Below are 19,325 nucleotides of genomic sequence, written 5' to 3' on the forward strand. Positions count from 1 at the left end.
TTTTATCAGGATAGGTTCAAAAATTATACCTGTTATTTCCCTCCGGTAAATCCTCCCAGGATACTTCCACCAGATTTATTAGATTTTCCACCTCCCAGGATCATTCCTCCTATATCGTCAATAACACTACCATCACCATCTCTGTCCAGCAGAGTTTCCAGAAATGACGCATCGTGTTTTGAACTATTACCTAAAACAGATCCCAGCAAGCCTCCTAATCCATCCTGGTCTACATTATCTTTTCTTTTTTGACTACCTAAAAGGCTTAGAAGTACAGGGGCAGCCATTTTAATGATAGCGTTTAAGCTATTCTTATCCATATTTAATGCAGATCCAAGACTTGAAGAAATCTTCTCTTCTTTATCACCCAGAATATGATTTACAATTTTACCACCTTCAGAATGAAGATCATCAGAATTCAGATTTTCTAATTGATCAAGTAAAGAACCATTATGTTTATCACTACTCAAAGCCTTATCTAAACTAACAGCACCTTCATTTGATTTTGTATTGTTTTTCATGGCTCCCAAAAGAAGTGGTAACGCCATTCCAAGCGCAGAGGTTACTTTATCTTTTTCTTCTGAAGTTTTGCTGCTTGCCTTGTTAATAAGGGCTTCTCCAGCCGGTGTGTTTAGAATATCAAGAATTGATGCCATGATAGTGTGTTTTTAGATGAGAAAATCTATAGAATTTACGAAAAGAATAGGCCTTTAAGCATTCTACATACTCTTTTTTTCTTTCTTTAATATCGAGATGATCTGTTCTGCAAGTTCAATTCCAATTCTTTCCTGTGCTTCATTTGTTGCAGCACCTATATGCGGACTCAACGAAATACTTTCGTTCATTAAGAGCTTGATTGCGGGTGTAGGTTCATTCTCATAAGTATCTAAAGCCGCAAAGGAAACCTTTCCAGATTCTATAGCAGCTAGTAAAGCTTCCTCATCTAAAACGCCACCACGGGCAGCATTGATGATTCCAACGCCATCTTTCATTTTAGCGATCTCTCTGGCTCCAATAACAGGTTTAGCCTGAGCCGGAACATGCAGGGTAATAAAATCTGATTTCGTAATGAGCGTTTCAACAGGTTCAGTTTTTACAGGTATTTTTATACTTTGATCATCATAGAATTTAAGGGTTATCTCAGATTCGCCTACATTCTTGTCACTTGCTATCACCTTCATCCCAATTCCAAGAGCAATTTTAGCAACCTCACGACCAATCCTTCCAAAACCTACAATACCAAGGGTTTTCCCTCTAAGTTCGACTCCGCCGGCATAAGCCTTTTTAAGATCCTTAAATTTTGAATCTCCTTCAAGAGGCATATTTCGATTAGAATCATATAATTTTCGAACTCCTCCAAAAAGATGTGCAAAGACCAGTTCGGCAACCGAGCTTGAAGAAGCAGCCGGGGTATTGATTACAGAAACACCTTTACTTCTTGCATATTCAACATCAATATTATCCATTCCTACGCCACCACGACCTATAACTTTTAGGTGGATACAATTGTCGATAATGTCTTTTCTTACTTTCGTGGCACTTCTTACAAGCAGCACACTAATGGCATTTTCATTTAAATAATCCTTAAGTTGCTCCTGTGCTACTTTTTTTACAATAACTTCAAAACCGGCATTTTTAAGGGTTTCTACTCCACTTTGTGAAATACCATCGTTTGCTAATACTTTCATTCTTAAAATGATCTATAATTAGTTTTATATTTTCTTTTCCAGATCTTTCATTAGATCTATCACGACCTGTACACTTTCCAGGGGTAATGCGTTATACATGGAAGCTCTGTAACCGCCCACACTTCGGTGGCCATTCAATCCATTAATACCAGCATCTTTCCACATTTTATCAAATGTTTCTTTATGGGAATCATCTACCAGGTTAAAGGTAGCATTCATGGGAGACCGATCTTCTTTTGCCGCAAATCCTTTGAACAATGGATTTCGGTCTATTTCATTATAAAGTAAATCTGCCTTTTTGTTATTAAGTTCTTCCATTGCCTTAATACCCCCTTTAGATTTAATCCATCTTAAAGTTAACATTGAAACATACACAGCATAAACCGCGGGTGTATTAAACATACTGTCTTTACCAATATGAGTAGCGTAATTCATCATTGAAGGGATTTCGCGGGATACTTTGCCCAGAATGTCTTCTTTAATGATCACCAGGGTTGTTCCAGCAGGACCCATATTTTTTTGTGCACCGGCATAGATGAGATCGAATTTAGAGAAATCTAACTCTCTTGAAAAAATATCACTACTCATATCGCAAATCAGCGGTTGTGAAGTAGCAGGAAATTCTTTCATCTGTGTTCCAAAAATAGTATTATTACTTGTACAGTGGAAGTAATCAATATCATCAGGTATAGAATAAGACTTAGGAATATAATTGAAATTTTTATCTTTTGATGAAGCCACTTCTTTAATATCCCCAAATAACTTGGCTTCTTTGATAGCTTTTGAAGACCATGTACCTGTATTGAGGTAAGCGGCTTTTTTTTTCAGAAGATTGTAAGCAACCATTAAAAATTGCGTGCTGGCGCCTCCCTGAAGAAACAGGGCCTTATATCCTTTATCTTTTAAGCCCAATAACTCAAGCGACAAAGTTTGGGCTTCTTCCATTACCGCAACAAAGTCTGCACTACGATGAGATATTTCTAAAATAGATAATCCTGAATTATTAAAATCTAAAATAGCCTGGGAAGCTTCCTTAAACACCTCTTGTGGTAAGATGCATGGGCCTGCGCTAAAATTATGCTTTTTCATAAGTGTTATTGTTGATTATAGCAAAGATGCCAAAAATTGAATGGACAAGCTGTTATGGAAACTATAAGATTAAAGTTTAGAGAGAAAGTCTATTGTATCTATATTATCTGCATAATCCCAAAGTTGCGGTTTTTGAGTTTGTCCAAATCCAACTTCTTCTTTACCGGCATTGTTCTTCACGACACACTGAATTTTCTCTTCGTTTTCTTTTAAAATATTATTTAATGCTTCCTCATTTTTATACTTTTCATAGAATAGCGTTGATATAGGAGAACCAAAACTCTCGTCTTCCTTCAGCATTAAAAATCCATTATCCAGCAATTTAAATTCGCTCATTAAATAAACCGCTTTATTATAATCGTAATTATTAGCATATTTATCCTGATTGATTAAAGGATTCCATTTGTACATAGCTTTAAAGAATGAGTCAAAATCATAATCTTTCGGTACAAATAGCTTGGAAACGTTTCTGCAACCAAGGCCATAATATCTAAAAATATCTTCGCCAAGTTTTTCCAGTTCCTCTTTTGTTTCGTTCCCGTTAATAACCGCGACTGAATTTCTATTTTTCCTAATAATGCTTGGTTTGTTCTTGAAATAGTATTCAAAATACCTTGCAGTATTATTACTTCCGGTGGCGATTACCGCATCAAAATTCTCTAATTTATCTTCTGTAAATTTAATTCGGTTTTCATACCTGCTATCCAAAATCATAAGGTATGAAGCGATCACCGGGAGCAATTGCTTGTCATTGCCAGATAATTTCACTAAAACTTTATGACCTGAAACTAGTACAGAAAGAAAATCATGAAAGCCCACTAATGGAATATTTCCAGCCATGACGATACCCACGGTTTTTTCTCCGCTTTGAGAAAGATCATATTCTCCCAGCCATAATTTTAAATTCCGGGGAGTTAGCGCCTCACCCCATTGCTGAAGGGAAAAGATGATATTTTCTCGATTAAACCATCCATTGTAATGAATTGCAGCATCTATTTTTTGATCCATTTCAGCAAAGAATTTATCATTCCCCGGGAGATCCTTGTCCTGAGCTGAATTGGAGACCTGAAATTGCTTCAGAAATTTACCTAAAGTGATTAGATGTGATTTATGGTCATCAATTGTCATCGTCTTATTTGGTTAAGAGAGTGTCCTATGTTAAATTTGTGGAGCGAAATTAAAGTTTCCGTAGCTTAAAACCATAAAATTTATAAAAAGCTAACGGTCTTTTTTCGTTCAGTTTTTAAATTTACAAATAAAAGAAGAGCTATGGCAATTGTTATAACCGATGAATGTATAAACTGCGGGGCTTGTGAGCCGGAATGTCCTAATACCGCAATTTATGAAGGAGCCGATGACTGGAGGTATGCCGACGGAACAGATCTTGAAGGAGATGTAGTACTTCCCGGCGGTAAAGAGGCCGATGCAAATGAAGCACAGGAACCTATTAGTGATGAATTATACTATATAGTTCCAGATAAATGTACAGAGTGTCAGGGTTTTCATGAAGAGCCACAGTGTGCAGCGGTATGTCCGGTAGATTGTTGTGTACCGGATGACGAGCATGTGGAGAGCGAAGAGGAGTTACTGGCTAAACAGCGCTTTATGCATCATGATGAGTAATAAGTTTAGGAGATAAAATAAAAAATCCCGCTTAGACGGGATTTTTTATTTTCGATTAATGACTTCCTTTTATTCATCATTCATTTTGCGTTTGATTTTATCAATTGCATTTTGAATGGATTTTTCAGGTTCAATAATATTATTACTTCCCCAGAATTCAGAATCATAGAAGCCGGAGACATCATCTACCATCACAATATTTGGATTGATCAGGTCAACTGATTTTTTCCAGTCATTTCCGGCATAGGCCTGCCAATCTGTTACCACCATTTCAGTGTTGATCTTATATTTTGAATTAAAGATCTTTCTTTTCCAATTTACAACATAGTCCATTTGTGCTTTACCATACGCATAATGCCATTTTCCGTTGTTTTGAGCATAGTCTACCTGGTAGTTTAATTCGGTTGGATATACTTTTGAGCCGTTGGGTTTCTTTTTAACGAACATTGCAGCAGCTGCATCCCTGTCATCAACATTCAGGCTATATTCGGCTTTTACAAGGGTGGATGTTTCCGCATCGATAAATAATTTTCCAAAATACCATGGATCAGATTGATCCATTTCTCTAAAATCCACTACATAAGTATAACGATCATTGATCTTTGTAGCATCATCAAATTTAAAATCATAGCTATTCATCATTTCAGGTCTCAACACATATTCAGTATACTTCATCATATCCAGATATAATGTATTAAATGGCCCTCCGCGTAATTTCAGGGCAAGTGTATCTAATTTATCATAATCGGTACTTTTGCGTGCTTTATATAATGATACTAAATCCTTTTTGTTAGAGTTATAGGGACTTTTGAAGATCTTAACCACGGCTTCTGAAAGACTCACATTATTCCAGCCCTTTTTAATCGTCTCTCTGTAAAATGAGGTCATTAAACTTTGATCTGAAAGGTAATTGTCATCTTTCTTTGCGAGCATTTCTTTAACCAGTAAGCTTGCATTGGTTGCCTTATAGAGACTAACTTCTGTAAGTTCCTCTACGGTCTCTTCCAATTCAATTACTGTCTCTTCTGGTTTAAAATAATCCAATGGCAGTGTTTTACTTTGGAATCCAAGAACAGAGATAGTTACAGTTGCTTCTATAAGATCCTCCGGTACTTTAAGGGAGAATTTACCGTCGGCATTAGTGATCGTCGATATATTACTATTATTGAGGGAGAGGTAAGCAGAAGAAATACCCCTTCCGTTATTTGCGTTTACAACTTCCCCTTTATACTCAACATATTCAATTTCTGAAGGCTGAAAAGCAAAACTTTGTAATGATATAAAGAGCGTACAGAGCATGAAAACTATAGAATGTATGCCGCTACTGGAAATATTATCAGGATTTTTCATAATTATTAGAATTAAATTCAGAATAAACTTATACAATATAATGAATTCTAAACTTGTTATGATGTGAAACGACTAATATTTGATATAAATGAATAGCGTATTATCAGATAAAACCTTTAAATATTGAAAATGTAGCATTATATTATGGGGATTCTATAGTTTTAAAGATCATTTTTTCTAATTTATTTTAAATTTTGAAAGATAATTTTTCTACCAAATCAGCAGATTATAAGAAGTTTAGGCCAGATTACCCCGATGAAATTTATGATTTTATAAGATCGAAAATAAATGGTTTTGATAATGCATGGGATTGCGGAACAGGAAATGGTCAGGTTGCCGGAGTAATTGCCGATTTTTTTACTAATGTAGCGGCTACAGATATTAGTGAGAATCAAATTAAGAATGCGGTTAAGAAGTCTAATATTAAATATTCAATTCAACCCGCTGAAAAAACAACTTTTAAAAATGAACAATTTGATCTTATTATCAGCGCTCAGGCAGCGCATTGGTTTGAGTTTGATAAGTTCTACTCTGAAGTGAAAAGATGTTTGAAACCCGACGGATTGGTGGTTTTAATGGGATATGGACTTTTTACTAGTAACCCAGCAACAAATGAACTTATCGCTGATTTTTATGATAATACAATCGGTGCATACTGGGATCCTGAACGCAAATATCTAGATGAACACTATCATACAATTCCTTTTCCATTCAAAGATATCAAGGCTCCTCCTTTTTTCCGGGTTTGTGAATGGGATATAGAACATTTATTGGGATATCTAAGAACCTGGTCTGCGGTAAATCATTATGAAAAAAAGAATGACAGGAATCCGGTTTCATTAATTGAAGATCGTCTTCGTAATACTTTTGGGAAAAAGAATAAGATTGTATTTCCAATCTTGCTTAGATTGGGGAAAATTGAAGTTTATGATTAATAATTCCACAATTCCAGGCATCCTGATTTTTAGCTGAGTACCTATTTTACAGAAATAATTCAATGGCATGAAATATGCAAAATGGGCTTACGTTAAATACAACGACTAAAACCAATATTGTATGAAGAAGTTAATCTTCGTTTTTTCGATGGTGTTATTCAGTATTAATGGTGCTAACGCCCAGATATATGCTGATAATCAAAGTGCTTCGGTAACCGAGCAGGTTCTAAAAGAGTTAAATCGCGAACGTTCGCTTTTAAGTCAGAATCTGGAATTTCGCATTAAAGAGATAGATTCTAAGATCACAAATCTGGATGAAAGTATTAAGAATACGAATTCCGCTTCAGAAAAAGTGGAGAAACTTCTGGAAAGAGTGAGATATCTAGAAGAGAGACAGGAGGAGATAGATAAGAACACCATTAGCGTGTATAAATATAATTATAGCTCTGCGGTTTTAAATCTTGCTTCGATGGAGCGGGAAATAAAGCCCCTCAATCTATTTAATACTTCCCGTGAATTTTATACGACGTTGGACGCCGTGGGAAACCCTATGAACTATGAAGGCTATCAGGAATGGTTTGGGAAATTTAAAAACTATATGGCCGAGGAAAAAGAGGATAATGCTCGTTTAGAAGCATTAAACCATATGTTAAACGTTACAGGAGATTTGGCAAAAGGGACTCCCTTTACCGGGATGTTTGCTGGTAGTTTAATTGATGGAATAAGCCAGTTTATTGGTTCATTAAATCGAAGGGATAAGGAGCTTAGAGAGCAGAGCATGAAAATGTTGAAGTTAACCACCTCTATTTCACAATTCACTCATGATAAAGACCTTATTGAAACCGAATGGGAGGCGATCAATAAAAGTTTGAATGAGTTGAAGGAACTTCAAAATGAAGCAATGGAGGACAATTTGGTCGAAATTCTTGAAATTAAAAAGAATAGTTTTTCTGAAAATTTCACAAATGAGACCGATGCTAAAAAGCGTACACAGTATATTTTAGATATTTCAAAAATAGCTGAAAATAAAATCGTGGAGGAGCGTAAAAAGAATCCTGAAAACTGGAAGCAGGAGTATCATGACCAGATGCTTTCAGTGCAAAACCTAAAGATCAGGTTTGGGATGCTCACGTTTAGAATACTTGAGAATTTGGATAAGTATGAAAAATTAATTCAGAAATATCAAAATGATCCATTTTTAAAGGATGAAATGAGGAATCTGAAACTTAAATTGGATTTGGTAAGAAATAGTTTTGAATCTACTTTTAATCCGCAGGAATATATAAAGGCGTCTAATGAGATGTATATAGTGGAGTAAATTTAATAATATTGTTTTGTTTCTAGATACTGAAAGCTTCGGTATTGTGACTTAATATTATTGAAAAACCTTGATAAATAAGAGTCTTGCAAGTATGCAACAAGAATTACAAAATGAATTTTAAAGAATTTCCTCAATTAACAACATCAAGGTTATGTTTAAGAAAGTTAGAGGAGTCTGATTGGGAATGCGTCTCATTCTTACGTTCAGATAAAACCGTAAACCATTTTGTACAGCGTCCCAATGCAGATACGAAAGAGAAAGCAATTCAGTTTATTGAAAATATCAATTTAAAATTTAAAAGCAATCAAATACTTTATTGGTGTATTTCATTGGAAAATGAGCAAAGAATGATTGGTTCTATTTGTCTTTGGAATTTTTCTGAAGATAGAAAAACTGCTGAAATAGGTTATGATTTAGACCCTGATTTTCAGAATAACGGAATCATGGATGAAAGTATGAAAGTAGTGTTGAGCTTTGGTTTCAGTCACTTAGGCCTTAAAAAGGTCGAAGCTTTTACACATAGCAAAAATGATAACTCCATAAAACTCTTAAGGAGGAATAAATTCCGACTTAAAGAGGGCAGGATAGATAAAGATAACCTAGAAATTATAATTTTTGAGGTAGATCGGCCGGCAATGGTTCAAGGCTAGAATTCAAGATTAAACAAAGCGTAAAATTAGCGCATAAAAAAAGCTGTCTCAAAAGTTTAAGACTCGTCATTTGTAAATAATTTCAGTTTGACGAAAAATATACTTTTAGGACAGCTTCCTAAATATCAAAATAAAACTGATTTAAAGCCTGATATTCAGTTTAGCATAATAGTAAGCTCCACCAAATCCCATTTGAACAGCATCCCAATATCCTCCAGCTTCTGTCCAGTCATCCTGCTGATCTGGATATACATTGAATAAATTATTGCTACCTACATTAAGCTTTAAGACATCATTCAATTTAAACCCGAGATTAAGATCGGTTACTATTTTAGAATCATATACATCTGAAGCTGCGTCTACCTGATTAGCTAAACTACCATAATCCTCAACGGGTTCTAACATCTGGAAATCGAGCAAGGTCACATCACTAAACCTTGTAAGTCCCAGGGCAGCATCAAACCATTCTATATCATAAATGAGGTTCAGGGTTAATTTGCTATCTGGTGCAGAGGCAAGCAAGAAAGACTTATCCCGTTCCCCAAAAAAGGTTTGTTCATTTAAATTGCCATTTTTCACCTCGGTAATCTCCATATTGTTGAAGTTACCTATAAAGCTGGTAGTAAGCTTTCCTTCGCCAATCTCAAACTCATTAGATAATACAATATCCAAACCTACAGTTTCAGTATCAGCCCCATTAGCGAAGAACTGAGCAGCTTCCACATTATCTATTTGTGGCGCGTCAAAATTCCCGGTCAGCACAATACGATCCTGAACATTGATATAGTACCCATCTACCGTTGCAGTGAATTTTCCAAAATTAGCCGTAAAACCTAGTGAGGCGTTTAAAGCAGTTTCTTCCTGTAACGCTCCAATTCCAAAAGAGGCAGTAACCGGGCTATTATTAGGAGATAACAGGGATTCTAAAGCATCACCTCCAACAAAGTTGGTAAACTTTAGGTTGTAATAGATCTGAGCCAAAGATGGAGCTCTAAAACCTGTACTTACAGAACCTCTAATATTAATATCGTCTGTAGCTTTTAATCTTGCTGCCAGTTTACCATTAATAGTACTTCCAAAATCACTGTAATTTTCAAACCTTGCTGCAGCTGCCAGTAAAAATGCTTCGGTAAATTCAAATTCAGCATCGGCATATAGAGATACATTAGATCTGCTTCGGTCTACCTCATTGGCCGGACCATAACCGGGGAATCCCTGGGAACCTCCTGGTCTTGGATCACCCGTCATTGGATCTATAGGTTGTTGCTGAATATCCGGATTAATAATAGGACGACCATCTTCATCGTAGGTCGCGTAAGATCCTTCTTCTCCGGCAAAAATCTCAAAGTTTTCCGTTCTGTATTCAGCTCCAAATGCAAAATTTACACCTTCGAGCATATCTTCGTAATATTTGGAAAAATCCAGGTTGATTACATTCTGACTCAAATTATGGCCACCGGCATCAAAATCTGTAGGAGAGTTCTCGCCGAGGGAAGCATTGAGTGTACCTTTAATATAATAGTGGAAAAGGTTTTTTCCCCAGGTATTGCTTATATCAATATTCCATCCGCTTTCAGTTTTTGTTCTGAAACCTGCCGCAACAGAATTATCAGTAATAATTGAGGTAATCCTGGGAGTAAAACCATTCGGGTAAATATCCACGACATTTCTGGCGGTAGGATTGTTCCTCGTAAAAGCAAAAGCGTCAGTATCCCGATAATTTCTTCCTCCGAACGCATAAAACTCTGAGTTTTCAGAAATTGGGATCGCTAAATTCCCCATAAAATTTACACCTTCTATGGAAGCTTCACCAAAGCCTCTTCGAAAATCGAAGCCTGGTCTTAAGGTTTTATTTTTATTCAAATACTCCATTGTAAAATTAGCATAACCTTCATCGGCAATTTCAAACCCATAATTAGCTGCTACTTTTACTGAGCCTCCATCAAAATTTTGATCATCCCCAATAGCATTTCCATCCCTATCGGTATCTAATCTATTGCCGTCGGTATTTGGAGTGCCATCAGGAAAATCTCCATCAGCATTTGTACTATAAAATCCATAATTTACACTTCCGCTAAACTTTTCTACAGCATCTTTAAGGACGATATTGATTACACCTGCAATCGCATCAGACCCATATTGGGCTGAAGCTCCATCTCTAAGAATTTCAATTCTTTTAATGGAAGCAGCGGGGATTGCGTTAAGATCTGTACCGGTATTTCCTCTTCCGCGTGTTCCAAAAACATTGATAAGGGAGGATTGATGTCTTCTCTTTCCGTTAACGAGTACCAGTGTTTGATCCGGGCCTAATCCTCTTAGGGAAGCGGGATCTATATGGTCTGCGCCATCTGATCCAGATTGCTTATTGGCATTAAACGAAGGCGCGGCATATTGCAATAATTCATTTACTTCAATTTTACCTGTCTGAGTATTTACTTCGCTCACGTCGATTACATCCACCGCCACCGGCGTATCTGTAGCGGTACGCCTGGGACTTCTGGATCCTACTAATTGTACCTCACCTAAGGACACTCCGTCTGCAAGGGTCACATCTACCTGGGAACGGCCATTCACGGCTACTTCCTGTTCTTCAAACCCAACAAAACTAAAAACAAGTGTCGCTTCTCCGGCAACTTCAATAGTGTAGCGGCCATCAAAATCTGTTGAAGTTCCTTTTTCAGTTCCTTTTTCATAAACATTTACTCCGGGGAGGGGAGTTCCTGCGTTATCGGTTACAATTCCTTTGACTTCCTGAGTCATCATAGTAATTGGCACCATCAACAATGCGATAAAAAGTAAAATTTTATTCATATTATTTAATTTTTTAGTTAAAAACTAACGGTAATTTAGTTAAAATAGACTTTAGTTGAGGTTGTTGTTAAATTCATTTATTAAGATGTTTTAAACATTCTACAAATCCAATAGAACAGCAGAATCAGTAAATACTTGACTAAAGAGTGTTTAATTTAAAGACGACAAGTATATGTGTAATACTCTTAGATAATACCTATCTTTGCAGCCGCAAAAACAAAGCATCTAAATTATTTTATATGAAAGCTGGAATTGTAGGACTCCCTAACGTTGGAAAATCGACACTCTTTAATTGTTTAAGTAATGCCAAGGCGCAAAGTGCAAATTTTCCTTTCTGTACGATTGAACCCAATATAGGTGTGGTAAACGTTCCAGATCAAAGATTGCTAAAACTTGAAGAACTGGTAAATCCGGAAAGGGTGATGCCAGCAACCGTAGAGATCGTTGATATTGCGGGATTGGTAAAAGGAGCCAGTAAAGGGGAAGGTTTAGGAAATCAGTTTCTAGGAAATATTAGAGAAACAGATGCGATTCTTCATGTTCTTAGATGTTTTGAAGATGATAATATTGTTCATGTAGATGGTTCTATAGATCCTATAAGAGATAAAGAAACCATAGACATGGAGCTTCAGCTAAAAGATCTTGAAACTGCTGAAAAGAAACTTGAAAAAGTTAAGAGAGCCGCTAAAACAGGTAATAAGGAAGCGCAGAAAGAAGAAGCTGCTTTGTTAAAAGTAAAACAAGGCCTGGAAGCCGGAAAATCTGTTCGTGCTATCGATCTTGCAGATGATGAAAGAAAGGAATTTATAGCACCATTACAATTTATTACCGATAAACCGGTAATGTACGTTTGCAATGTAGATGAAGGAGCCGCGGTAAATGGCAATGCTCATGTTGATAAAGTAAGGGAAGCTGTGAAAGATGAAAATGCAGAAGTTTTAGTACTTGCGGTTGGAACTGAAGCTGATATTACCGAATTAGATGATTTTGAAGAAAGACAACTATTTCTTCAGGATATTGGTTTAGAGGAACCGGGGTCTGCAAAACTAATTCGTGGAGCCTATGAACTTCTGGATCTTCAAACATATTTTACTGCAGGCGTAAAAGAGGTTAGAGCCTGGACTATCCCAGTTGGTTCTTCTGCTCCTCAGGCAGCCGGCGTAATTCATACCGATTTTGAAAAAGGTTTTATTAGAGCTGAGGTAATTGGCTATGATGACTATGTGAGTTTTGGTAGCGAGGCAAAAGTAAAGGAAGCCGGTAAAATGAGAGTTGAAGGAAAAGAGTATATCGTTAAAGATGGCGATGTGATGCATTTCCGCTTCAACGTGTAAGAGAATTCAGAAATGAGATATGAGATTTTAGAAAAAATCTGTAAAATGATGAAATTCTTTCCTAAGTACTCTCACTTCTAAAATCTAACATCTCAAATCTAATTAACATTTCTTCTAAATCTTTGTTAATTACTTTAGCGCGGAACTATTTCAGTTTTTTAGCTATTGCCTTATATTTAGGCCGTAACTCCATTACTACCTATGAGCGAGAATACTAAATATACCGAAGATAATATTCGGTCGTTAGACTGGAAAGAACATATTCGCATGCGTCCCGGGATGTATATCGGGAAACTGGGAGATGGATCCAGTCAGGATGATGGGATATATATACTATTAAAAGAAGTTATAGATAATAGTATTGATGAGTTCGTGATGGGCGCAGGAAAAACCATTGAGATTTCTGTGCAGAATCAACGGGTAATCGTTCGTGATTTTGGTAGAGGGATTCCTTTGGGGAAGGTTGTTGATGTAGTTTCAAAGATGAATACCGGTGGTAAGTACGATACACGCGCCTTTAAAAAATCTGTAGGTTTAAACGGGGTTGGTACAAAAGCAGTAAATGCACTTTCCTCTTATTTTCGTGTAGAATCTTCCCGGGACACTAAAAGTCACGCAGCAGAATTCGAGCAGGGAAATCTTATGGAAGAAGAACATCTTGATGAAACTTCGCGTAGAAGAGGAACCAAGATCACTTTTATTCCAGATGAGGTCATTTTCAAAAAATATAAATTCAGAAATGAATATATAGAGAAAATGCTTAAAAACTATGTGTATCTCAACCCGGGATTGACCATAGTTTTCAACGGAGAAAAATTTTATTCTGAAAACGGATTAAAAGATCTTTTAGGAGATAGTATCCATGAGGATGATATGCTATATCCAATACTCCATTTGAAAGGTGAAGATATTGAAGTTGCGATTACACATAGTAGATCGCAGTATAGTGAAGAATATCATTCATTTGTAAACGGACAAAATACTTCGCAGGGTGGGACACACTTGGCTGCCTTCAGAGAATCTGTAGTAAAAACCATTCGGGAGTATTATGGAAAGAATTATGAAGCCAGTGATATAAGAAAATCCATTGTGGCGGCCATAAGTATTAAGGTAATGGAACCGGTTTTTGAAAGTCAGACAAAGACTAAATTGGGCTCTACAGATATGGGTGGAAAATTGCCAACGGTAAGAACTCATATTAACGATTTTGTAAAAAGAAATCTAGATAACTACCTGCATAAAAATTCTGAAACTGCTGAAAGTCTTCAGCGAAAAATACTTCAGGCAGAGAGAGAACGAAAAGATCTTTCCGGAATTAGAAAGCTCGCTAAAGACAGGGCTAAAAAGGCCAGTCTTCACAACAAGAAATTAAGAGATTGCAGGGTGCATCTTGGAGATAGTAAACACGAACGTTGCCTTGAAACCACTTTGTTTATTACCGAGGGAGATTCTGCAAGTGGATCTATCACCAAAAGTAGAGACGTGGTAACCCAGGCTGTTTTCAGCTTAAAAGGAAAGCCTCTTAATAGTTATGGTCTTTCCAAAAAGATCGTTTATGAAAATGAAGAATTCAACTTGCTTCAGGCAGCTTTGAATATAGAGGAATCCCTGGAAGATCTTAGGTATCATAATATTGTGATTGCGACAGATGCTGATGTGGATGGAATGCATATCCGGTTATTATTGATCACTTTTTTCCTTCAATTCTTTCCAGAATTGATCAAGGAAAATCATTTATATATTCTGCAAACGCCACTATTCAGAGTGCGTAATAAAAAAGAAACGATCTATTGCTATAGTGAAATGGAGCGTAGGCAGGCTATGGAAAAACTTTCCGGGAAACCTGAGATCACACGTTTTAAAGGTTTAGGGGAGATTTCGCCTGATGAATTTGTTCATTTTATAGGAGATAATATTCGTCTAGATCCTGTGATGCTGGATAAAGACAAATCTATTGAAGAGATGTTGAGTTTCTATATGGGCAAAAACACCCCAGATCGACAGGAGTTTATTATTGATAATCTCAAATTTGAACTTGACCTTGTTGAAGATCTAAAATTATGAGGTTTACCAATAAAAATGAGGTTAAGATAATACCGTCCATCTATATCGTGCTGGTTGCGGTATTCGTGACTAATATATTTGTGAATATTGAAATAATGGCTTCAGATACAGAGCAGGAGATAAGCTTCAGTCATTTTATTCCTAATATCGTTACTTTATTGCTTGGTTTATATGTTCATAGAATTGGTCAGGCCTTTGATTTTGATAGTGACGGAGAAACACTAAATTTTAAGAATAACGGAGTCTTTCTTTCAAAATTCATGGAATATCGCGTAAAGAAGGCTGAATTCCCGAAACGAAAACTTGGAAAATTTAAGTTTGTAGACTTCGGAATCTATTCTGCTTTGACTATTTATATAAGGTCTAGAAGAAAGAAAGGATATAGAAAATATACATTTAATACTACATTTTTAACCCGAAAAAAGAAAAGGGGAATGGTAGATTCCTTAAACAAGGTATTAGAAACCACTCCTAAAGTTACTGCCTAATGGAAGAAAACCAAGAAGGAGCTCAGGACGAGCAGTTTGAGAGTAAAGAAGAACTTATAAAGGTTACCGGCATGTATAAAGACTGGTTCCTGGATTATGCTTCATACGTGATCCTGGAACGGGCGGTACCTGCAATAGAAGACGGATTTAAACCTGTACAGCGCCGTATCATGCACTCTATGAAAGATCTTGATGACGGCCGTTACAATAAGGTTGCTAATATTGTTGGACACACGATGCAGTATCACCCCCATGGTGATGCGAGTATTGGTGATGCCATGGTTCAAATTGGTCAAAAAGATATCCTTATAGATACTCAGGGAAACTGGGGAAATATTTTAACCGGTGACCGTGCAGCGGCTCCGCGTTATATTGAGGCCAGGCTTTCTAAATTCGCTCTTGAAGTTCTTTACAGTCCAAAATTAACCGAATGGCAACTTTCTTATGATGGGAGAAAGCAGGAACCGGTAAACCTTCCGGTAAAGTTTCCAATGCTATTGGCGCAGGGAGCTGAAGGTATTGCAGTTGGTTTAAGCACAAGGTTTTTACCGCATAATTTCAATGAACTTATAGATGCTTCCATTCTACATTTAAAAGGAAAAACTTTTAAAATATTTCCCGATTTTCCAACAGGAGGAATCGCAGATGTTTCTAATTATAGTGATGGTAAGCGTGGAGGTAGAGTAAGGATAAGGGCTAAGATCAACCAGTTAGATAAAAATACGCTGGTGATTAATGAGATTCCTTATGGAACCAATACTTCAAGCCTTATCGATTCTATTTTAAAGGCGAACGATAAGGGTAAGATCAAGATCAAGAAGATCGAAGATAATACCGCAGCTGAAGTTGAAATTCTTATTCATCTTCCAAATAATATGTCTCCAGATAGGACTATAGATGCTTTATATGCCTTTACCCAGTGTGAGAATTCATTGGCGCCTTTAGGTTGTGTAATTATAGACCACAAACCAATATTCCTGGGAGTCTCAGAGGTTTTAAGAAGATCTACAGATCACACGTTACATTTGCTTAAACGTGAATTAGAGATTAAGCTGGATGAACTTGAAGAGCAATGGCATTTTGCATCTTTGGAAAGGATTTTTATCGAAAATCGTATTTATCGTGATATTGAAGAGGAAGAAACCTGGCAAGGCGTTATTCAGGCGATAGATAAGGGATTAAAACCACATACAAAACATCTAAAAAGAGCGGTAACCGAAGAAGATATTGTTCGGTTAACGGAAATTCGAATTAAAAGAATTTCAAAATTCGATATAGATAAAGCGCAGCAAAAAATCGACGCTTTAGAAGCTGATATTGCCCAGGTAAAGCATCACCTGGATAATCTTATTGATTTTGCGATAGACTATTTTAAGAAACTTAAAAAGGACTATGGTACCGGAAAAGAAAGAAAAACGGAACTAAGGCTTTTTGAAGATATCGAAGCAACCAAGGTTGTAATTAGAAACACGAAACTCTATGTGAACAGGGCAGAAGGTTTTGTAGGTACTTCTCTAAAAAAGGATGAGTATGTAACCGAATGTTCAGATATTGACGATGTAATATGTTTTACCGCAGATGGTAAAATGATGGTAACAAAGGTGGATACCAAAACTTTTATAGGGAAGGATATTATTCATGTCGCGATCTTTAAGAAAAAAGACAAGCGAACCATTTATAATATGGTATATCGTGATGGGAAAGCCGGGAACACCTATGTGAAACGTTTTTCAGTAACTTCGGTAACAAGAGATCGCGAATATAGTCTTGGTCAGGGTAAAAAAGATTCCAAAGTTCTATATTTTTCTGCAAATCCAAATGGAGAGGCAGAAGTAATTACCGTTCTATTACGTCAGGTAGGCAGTATAAGAAAAGTAAAATTTGATCTCGATTTTGCCGATATTCTTATTAAAGGTCGGAAAGTAAAAGGTAATATCGTTTCTAAATATTCCGTAAAAAGAATTGAAATGAAAGAGGAGGGAGTTTCTACTTTAAAACCCCGACGAATCTGGTTTGATGAAACGGTAAAAAGACTGAATGTTGATGAGCGTGGTGAATTGCTGGGTGAATTTAGAGGAGAAGATAGGTTGCTTATTATTACTCAGGACGGAATTGTAAAAACGATCAAGCCAGAATTGACTACCAGGTTTGATGAAGAGATCATCGTATTGGAAAAATGGGTAAAAGATAAGCCTGTTTCCGCGATTTACTGGGAGCCCGAAAAAGAACGCTTCTATGTAAAACGCTTTATTATAGAGCATCCGGACAAGGAAGAAAAATTTATTTCAGATCACGAAGACTCATTTTTAGAACTTGTTTCTACAGATTATTATCCTATTGCCGAAATTGTTTATACCAAATCTAAAGGAAGAGAACGCCGGGAGAATGAAGATGTAAATCTGGAAGAATTTATTTCTATCAAAGGAATTAAGGCATTGGGAAACCAGCTAACTTCTGAAAAAGTTAACCAGATAAATCTTCTGGATCCAATGCCATATGAACAGGAAGAAAAAGAAGCTGAAAAGGATAGCCAGGAAGATTCAAACCAAGAGATTTCCGGAGAAGATATTAAAACCGGAATGATCAAAACTCCTGATAAAAAATCAAATACAGACGATCAACCTTCCTTATTTGACGAATAATGGGAATATTTAAAGAGTTCAAAGAATTTGCTGTAAAAGGCAACATGATAGACATGGCGGTAGGTATCATTATTGGTACAGCCTTCAATAAAGTTGTAGATGTTCTGGTAAAACAGATCATTATGCCGCCCTTAAGCATGTTGACCGATGGTATTAGTTATGCCAATAGAAAATTCGTTTTACGCGATGGTATTGGGGCAGAAGGTGACGTAAACTATATTGAAGAAATTTCTATTGGATATGGACTGCTTATAGAAACGCTTATAGATTTTATAGTCATTGGTTTTGTGGTGTTCCTGGTAGTTAAATTTATGAACCGGTTTAGGAATAAGGCTCAGGATCCAAAGAACACGGAGGTTGTTACACCCAAAGATATAGAATTACTTTCCAGTTTGAACGATAAAATGGAAGAGCAGAATAAGCTGCTACGTGAAAGACAAAATTAGTTATCTGAAACTTTGCGTACTTCTCCCCGGGCTTTTTTAGGATCACCTACCTGGCCGTATTCAAATTTATAGCCATTTTTTGTAGTAGTAAGTATTTTAATATGGATTGGTTTCTCCTCAGCCATTCCCTGCGGATTTGTATTTTTTAGTATATACTCACAGTCATTTACCCATCTAACAGAAGAAGTATCCGTTTTTCCCTGATATTTCTCAATTTCTATACTATCATTTCTTATAAAGCGAGAAGTCTGTAATTCCCCATTTATATAGGTTTCAAACTCAAAAGTACCGGTACGAAAATCTTCACATTTTCTCTGGGCGTTATAACAGGAGCTTAATAGTAATACAGCTAAAAGAGGCAGAATTCTTTTCATACTGCAAAATAATTCAAATTAAACGGGATTATCAATTTTCGAAGGCCTCAAAACTACCATCTGTATAAAAAATCACGATTTTCTGAATTTGCTTTCCAGACCTATTGGGAGGAAAAGAAGTAGGTACCTCTTTTATGGTTTCTGAAATTTGATTTTCCCTGGTAGGAACAGAGCTAGTTTTTTCCTGCTCTCTATTTTCTGATTGAGTTTTGGATTTAGATTCTGGAGTAGAAGGGAATTTTCCTTTTCCATTCAGTAACCAATACAATTCAACTTCAGGAAAATTCTTTACCACCTTCATCACAAAATCGAGACTTGGTTTATTTCTGCCTGATAGAATATGCGAAATAGAGGAGCGCCCAACTTCAATTTTATCAGCGAAAGATGCGGCTGAAATATCATAGTATTCCAGGATTTTATTTAGCCTTGAAGAGAATTTTTCAGTGTTTACCATTGTAACAGGAATAATGTGAACTGTTCATTTACAAATGTAAATAATATTTGCAAAAC

General features: G+C 36.4%; 17 protein-coding genes. 9 read left to right on the forward strand and 8 right to left on the reverse strand.

Going from position 1 to position 19,325, the window contains the following annotated elements; genetic code table 11:
• Positions 1-32: 32 nt before the first annotated feature.
• The 4 genes from GFO_RS06875 to GFO_RS06890 all read right to left on the reverse strand — a co-directional run bounded on the left by GFO_RS06875 (position 33) and on the right by GFO_RS06890 (position 3,905).
• Positions 33-656 (reverse strand): DUF937 domain-containing protein, encoded by a 624-nt coding sequence (locus tag GFO_RS06875; protein WP_011709353.1) that lies wholly within the window; start codon positions 654-656, stop codon positions 33-35.
• 63 nt (positions 657-719) lie between these two features.
• Positions 720-1,688 (reverse strand): D-2-hydroxyacid dehydrogenase, encoded by a 969-nt coding sequence (locus GFO_RS06880; protein WP_011709354.1) that lies wholly within the window; start codon positions 1,686-1,688, stop codon positions 720-722.
• 24 nt (positions 1,689-1,712) lie between these two features.
• Positions 1,713-2,777: a 3-phosphoserine/phosphohydroxythreonine transaminase gene (serC, locus tag GFO_RS06885; protein WP_011709355.1), complete on the reverse strand. Its 1,065-nt coding sequence runs from the start codon at positions 2,775-2,777 to the stop codon at positions 1,713-1,715.
• 69 nt (positions 2,778-2,846) lie between these two features.
• The gene (locus GFO_RS06890; protein WP_011709356.1) at positions 2,847-3,905 is read right to left on the reverse strand and encodes an acyl-CoA reductase; all 1,059 of its coding nucleotides are present in this window, start codon (positions 3,903-3,905) and stop codon (positions 2,847-2,849) included.
• Positions 3,906-4,046: 141 nt separating this feature from the next.
• Between GFO_RS06890 and GFO_RS06895 the strand changes: the two genes are divergently transcribed.
• Entirely contained in the window at positions 4,047-4,400 is a 354-nt protein-coding gene (locus GFO_RS06895; protein ID WP_011709357.1) for a 4Fe-4S dicluster domain-containing protein, read from the forward strand.
• 69 nt (positions 4,401-4,469) lie between these two features.
• Here the strand turns inward: GFO_RS06895 and GFO_RS06900 are convergent, their stop codons facing one another.
• Positions 4,470-5,750, reverse strand: a complete 1,281-nt coding sequence (locus GFO_RS06900) for a carboxypeptidase-like regulatory domain-containing protein (protein WP_011709358.1) — start codon at positions 5,748-5,750, stop codon at positions 4,470-4,472.
• Between the two features lie 194 nt (positions 5,751-5,944).
• On the opposite strand from GFO_RS06900, the gene GFO_RS06905 reads away from it, so the two are divergent.
• The 3 genes from GFO_RS06905 (at position 5,945) to GFO_RS06915 (ending at position 8,656) form a co-directional block, all read left to right on the forward strand.
• The gene (locus GFO_RS06905) at positions 5,945-6,685 is read left to right on the forward strand and encodes a class I SAM-dependent methyltransferase (protein ID WP_011709359.1); all 741 of its coding nucleotides are present in this window, start codon (positions 5,945-5,947) and stop codon (positions 6,683-6,685) included.
• Positions 6,686-6,806: 121 nt separating this feature from the next.
• Complete coding sequence (locus GFO_RS06910; RefSeq protein WP_011709360.1) at positions 6,807-8,003, forward strand: hypothetical protein; 1,197 nt, start codon at positions 6,807-6,809, stop codon at positions 8,001-8,003.
• A gap of 113 nt (positions 8,004-8,116) precedes the next feature.
• The gene (locus tag GFO_RS06915; protein ID WP_011709361.1) at positions 8,117-8,656 is read left to right on the forward strand and encodes a GNAT family N-acetyltransferase; all 540 of its coding nucleotides are present in this window, start codon (positions 8,117-8,119) and stop codon (positions 8,654-8,656) included.
• A 141-nt stretch (positions 8,657-8,797) separates the two neighbouring features.
• On the opposite strand, the gene GFO_RS06920 is transcribed toward GFO_RS06915, so the two are convergent.
• Entirely contained in the window at positions 8,798-11,467 is a 2,670-nt protein-coding gene (locus GFO_RS06920) for a TonB-dependent receptor (protein WP_011709362.1), read from the reverse strand.
• A 239-nt stretch (positions 11,468-11,706) separates the two neighbouring features.
• Between GFO_RS06920 and ychF the strand changes: the two genes are divergently transcribed.
• The 5 genes from ychF to mscL all read left to right on the forward strand — a co-directional run bounded on the left by ychF (position 11,707) and on the right by mscL (position 18,441).
• On the forward strand, positions 11,707-12,801 hold the full coding sequence (ychF, locus tag GFO_RS06925) for a redox-regulated ATPase YchF (protein WP_011709363.1): 1,095 nt from the start codon (positions 11,707-11,709) through the stop codon (positions 12,799-12,801).
• A gap of 201 nt (positions 12,802-13,002) precedes the next feature.
• A complete protein-coding gene (locus tag GFO_RS06930) occupies positions 13,003-14,865 on the forward strand; it encodes a DNA topoisomerase IV subunit B (RefSeq protein WP_011709364.1) in 1,863 nt (620 codons plus the stop codon).
• Positions 14,862-15,353, forward strand: coding sequence for a hypothetical protein (locus GFO_RS06935; RefSeq protein WP_011709365.1), 492 nt, complete (start codon positions 14,862-14,864; stop codon positions 15,351-15,353). Before GFO_RS06930 ends, GFO_RS06935 begins: the two co-directional genes overlap by 4 nt.
• A complete protein-coding gene (locus GFO_RS06940) occupies positions 15,353-17,995 on the forward strand; it encodes a DNA gyrase/topoisomerase IV subunit A (protein WP_011709366.1) in 2,643 nt (880 codons plus the stop codon). The genes GFO_RS06935 and GFO_RS06940 overlap by 1 nt, the downstream gene beginning before the upstream one ends.
• Positions 17,995-18,441 carry a large conductance mechanosensitive channel protein MscL gene (gene mscL, locus GFO_RS06945; protein ID WP_011709367.1) on the forward strand — a complete coding sequence of 149 codons (447 nt, stop codon included), beginning with the start codon at positions 17,995-17,997 and terminating at the stop codon, positions 18,439-18,441. Before GFO_RS06940 ends, mscL begins: the two co-directional genes overlap by 1 nt.
• Here the strand turns inward: mscL and GFO_RS06950 are convergent.
• Both GFO_RS06950 and GFO_RS06955 read right to left on the reverse strand, forming a co-directional pair.
• On the reverse strand, positions 18,438-18,815 hold the full coding sequence (locus tag GFO_RS06950; protein WP_011709368.1) for a hypothetical protein: 378 nt from the start codon (positions 18,813-18,815) through the stop codon (positions 18,438-18,440). The genes mscL and GFO_RS06950 overlap by 4 nt on opposite strands.
• A 31-nt stretch (positions 18,816-18,846) precedes the next feature.
• Positions 18,847-19,269 carry a helix-turn-helix domain-containing protein gene (locus tag GFO_RS06955; protein WP_011709369.1) on the reverse strand — a complete coding sequence of 141 codons (423 nt, stop codon included), beginning with the start codon at positions 19,267-19,269 and terminating at the stop codon, positions 18,847-18,849.
• Between the last annotated feature and the right edge of the window lie 56 nt (positions 19,270-19,325).

Source organism: Christiangramia forsetii KT0803 (assembly GCF_000060345.1).
In the GTDB taxonomy this organism is placed as follows: domain Bacteria; phylum Bacteroidota; class Bacteroidia; order Flavobacteriales; family Flavobacteriaceae; genus Christiangramia; species Christiangramia forsetii.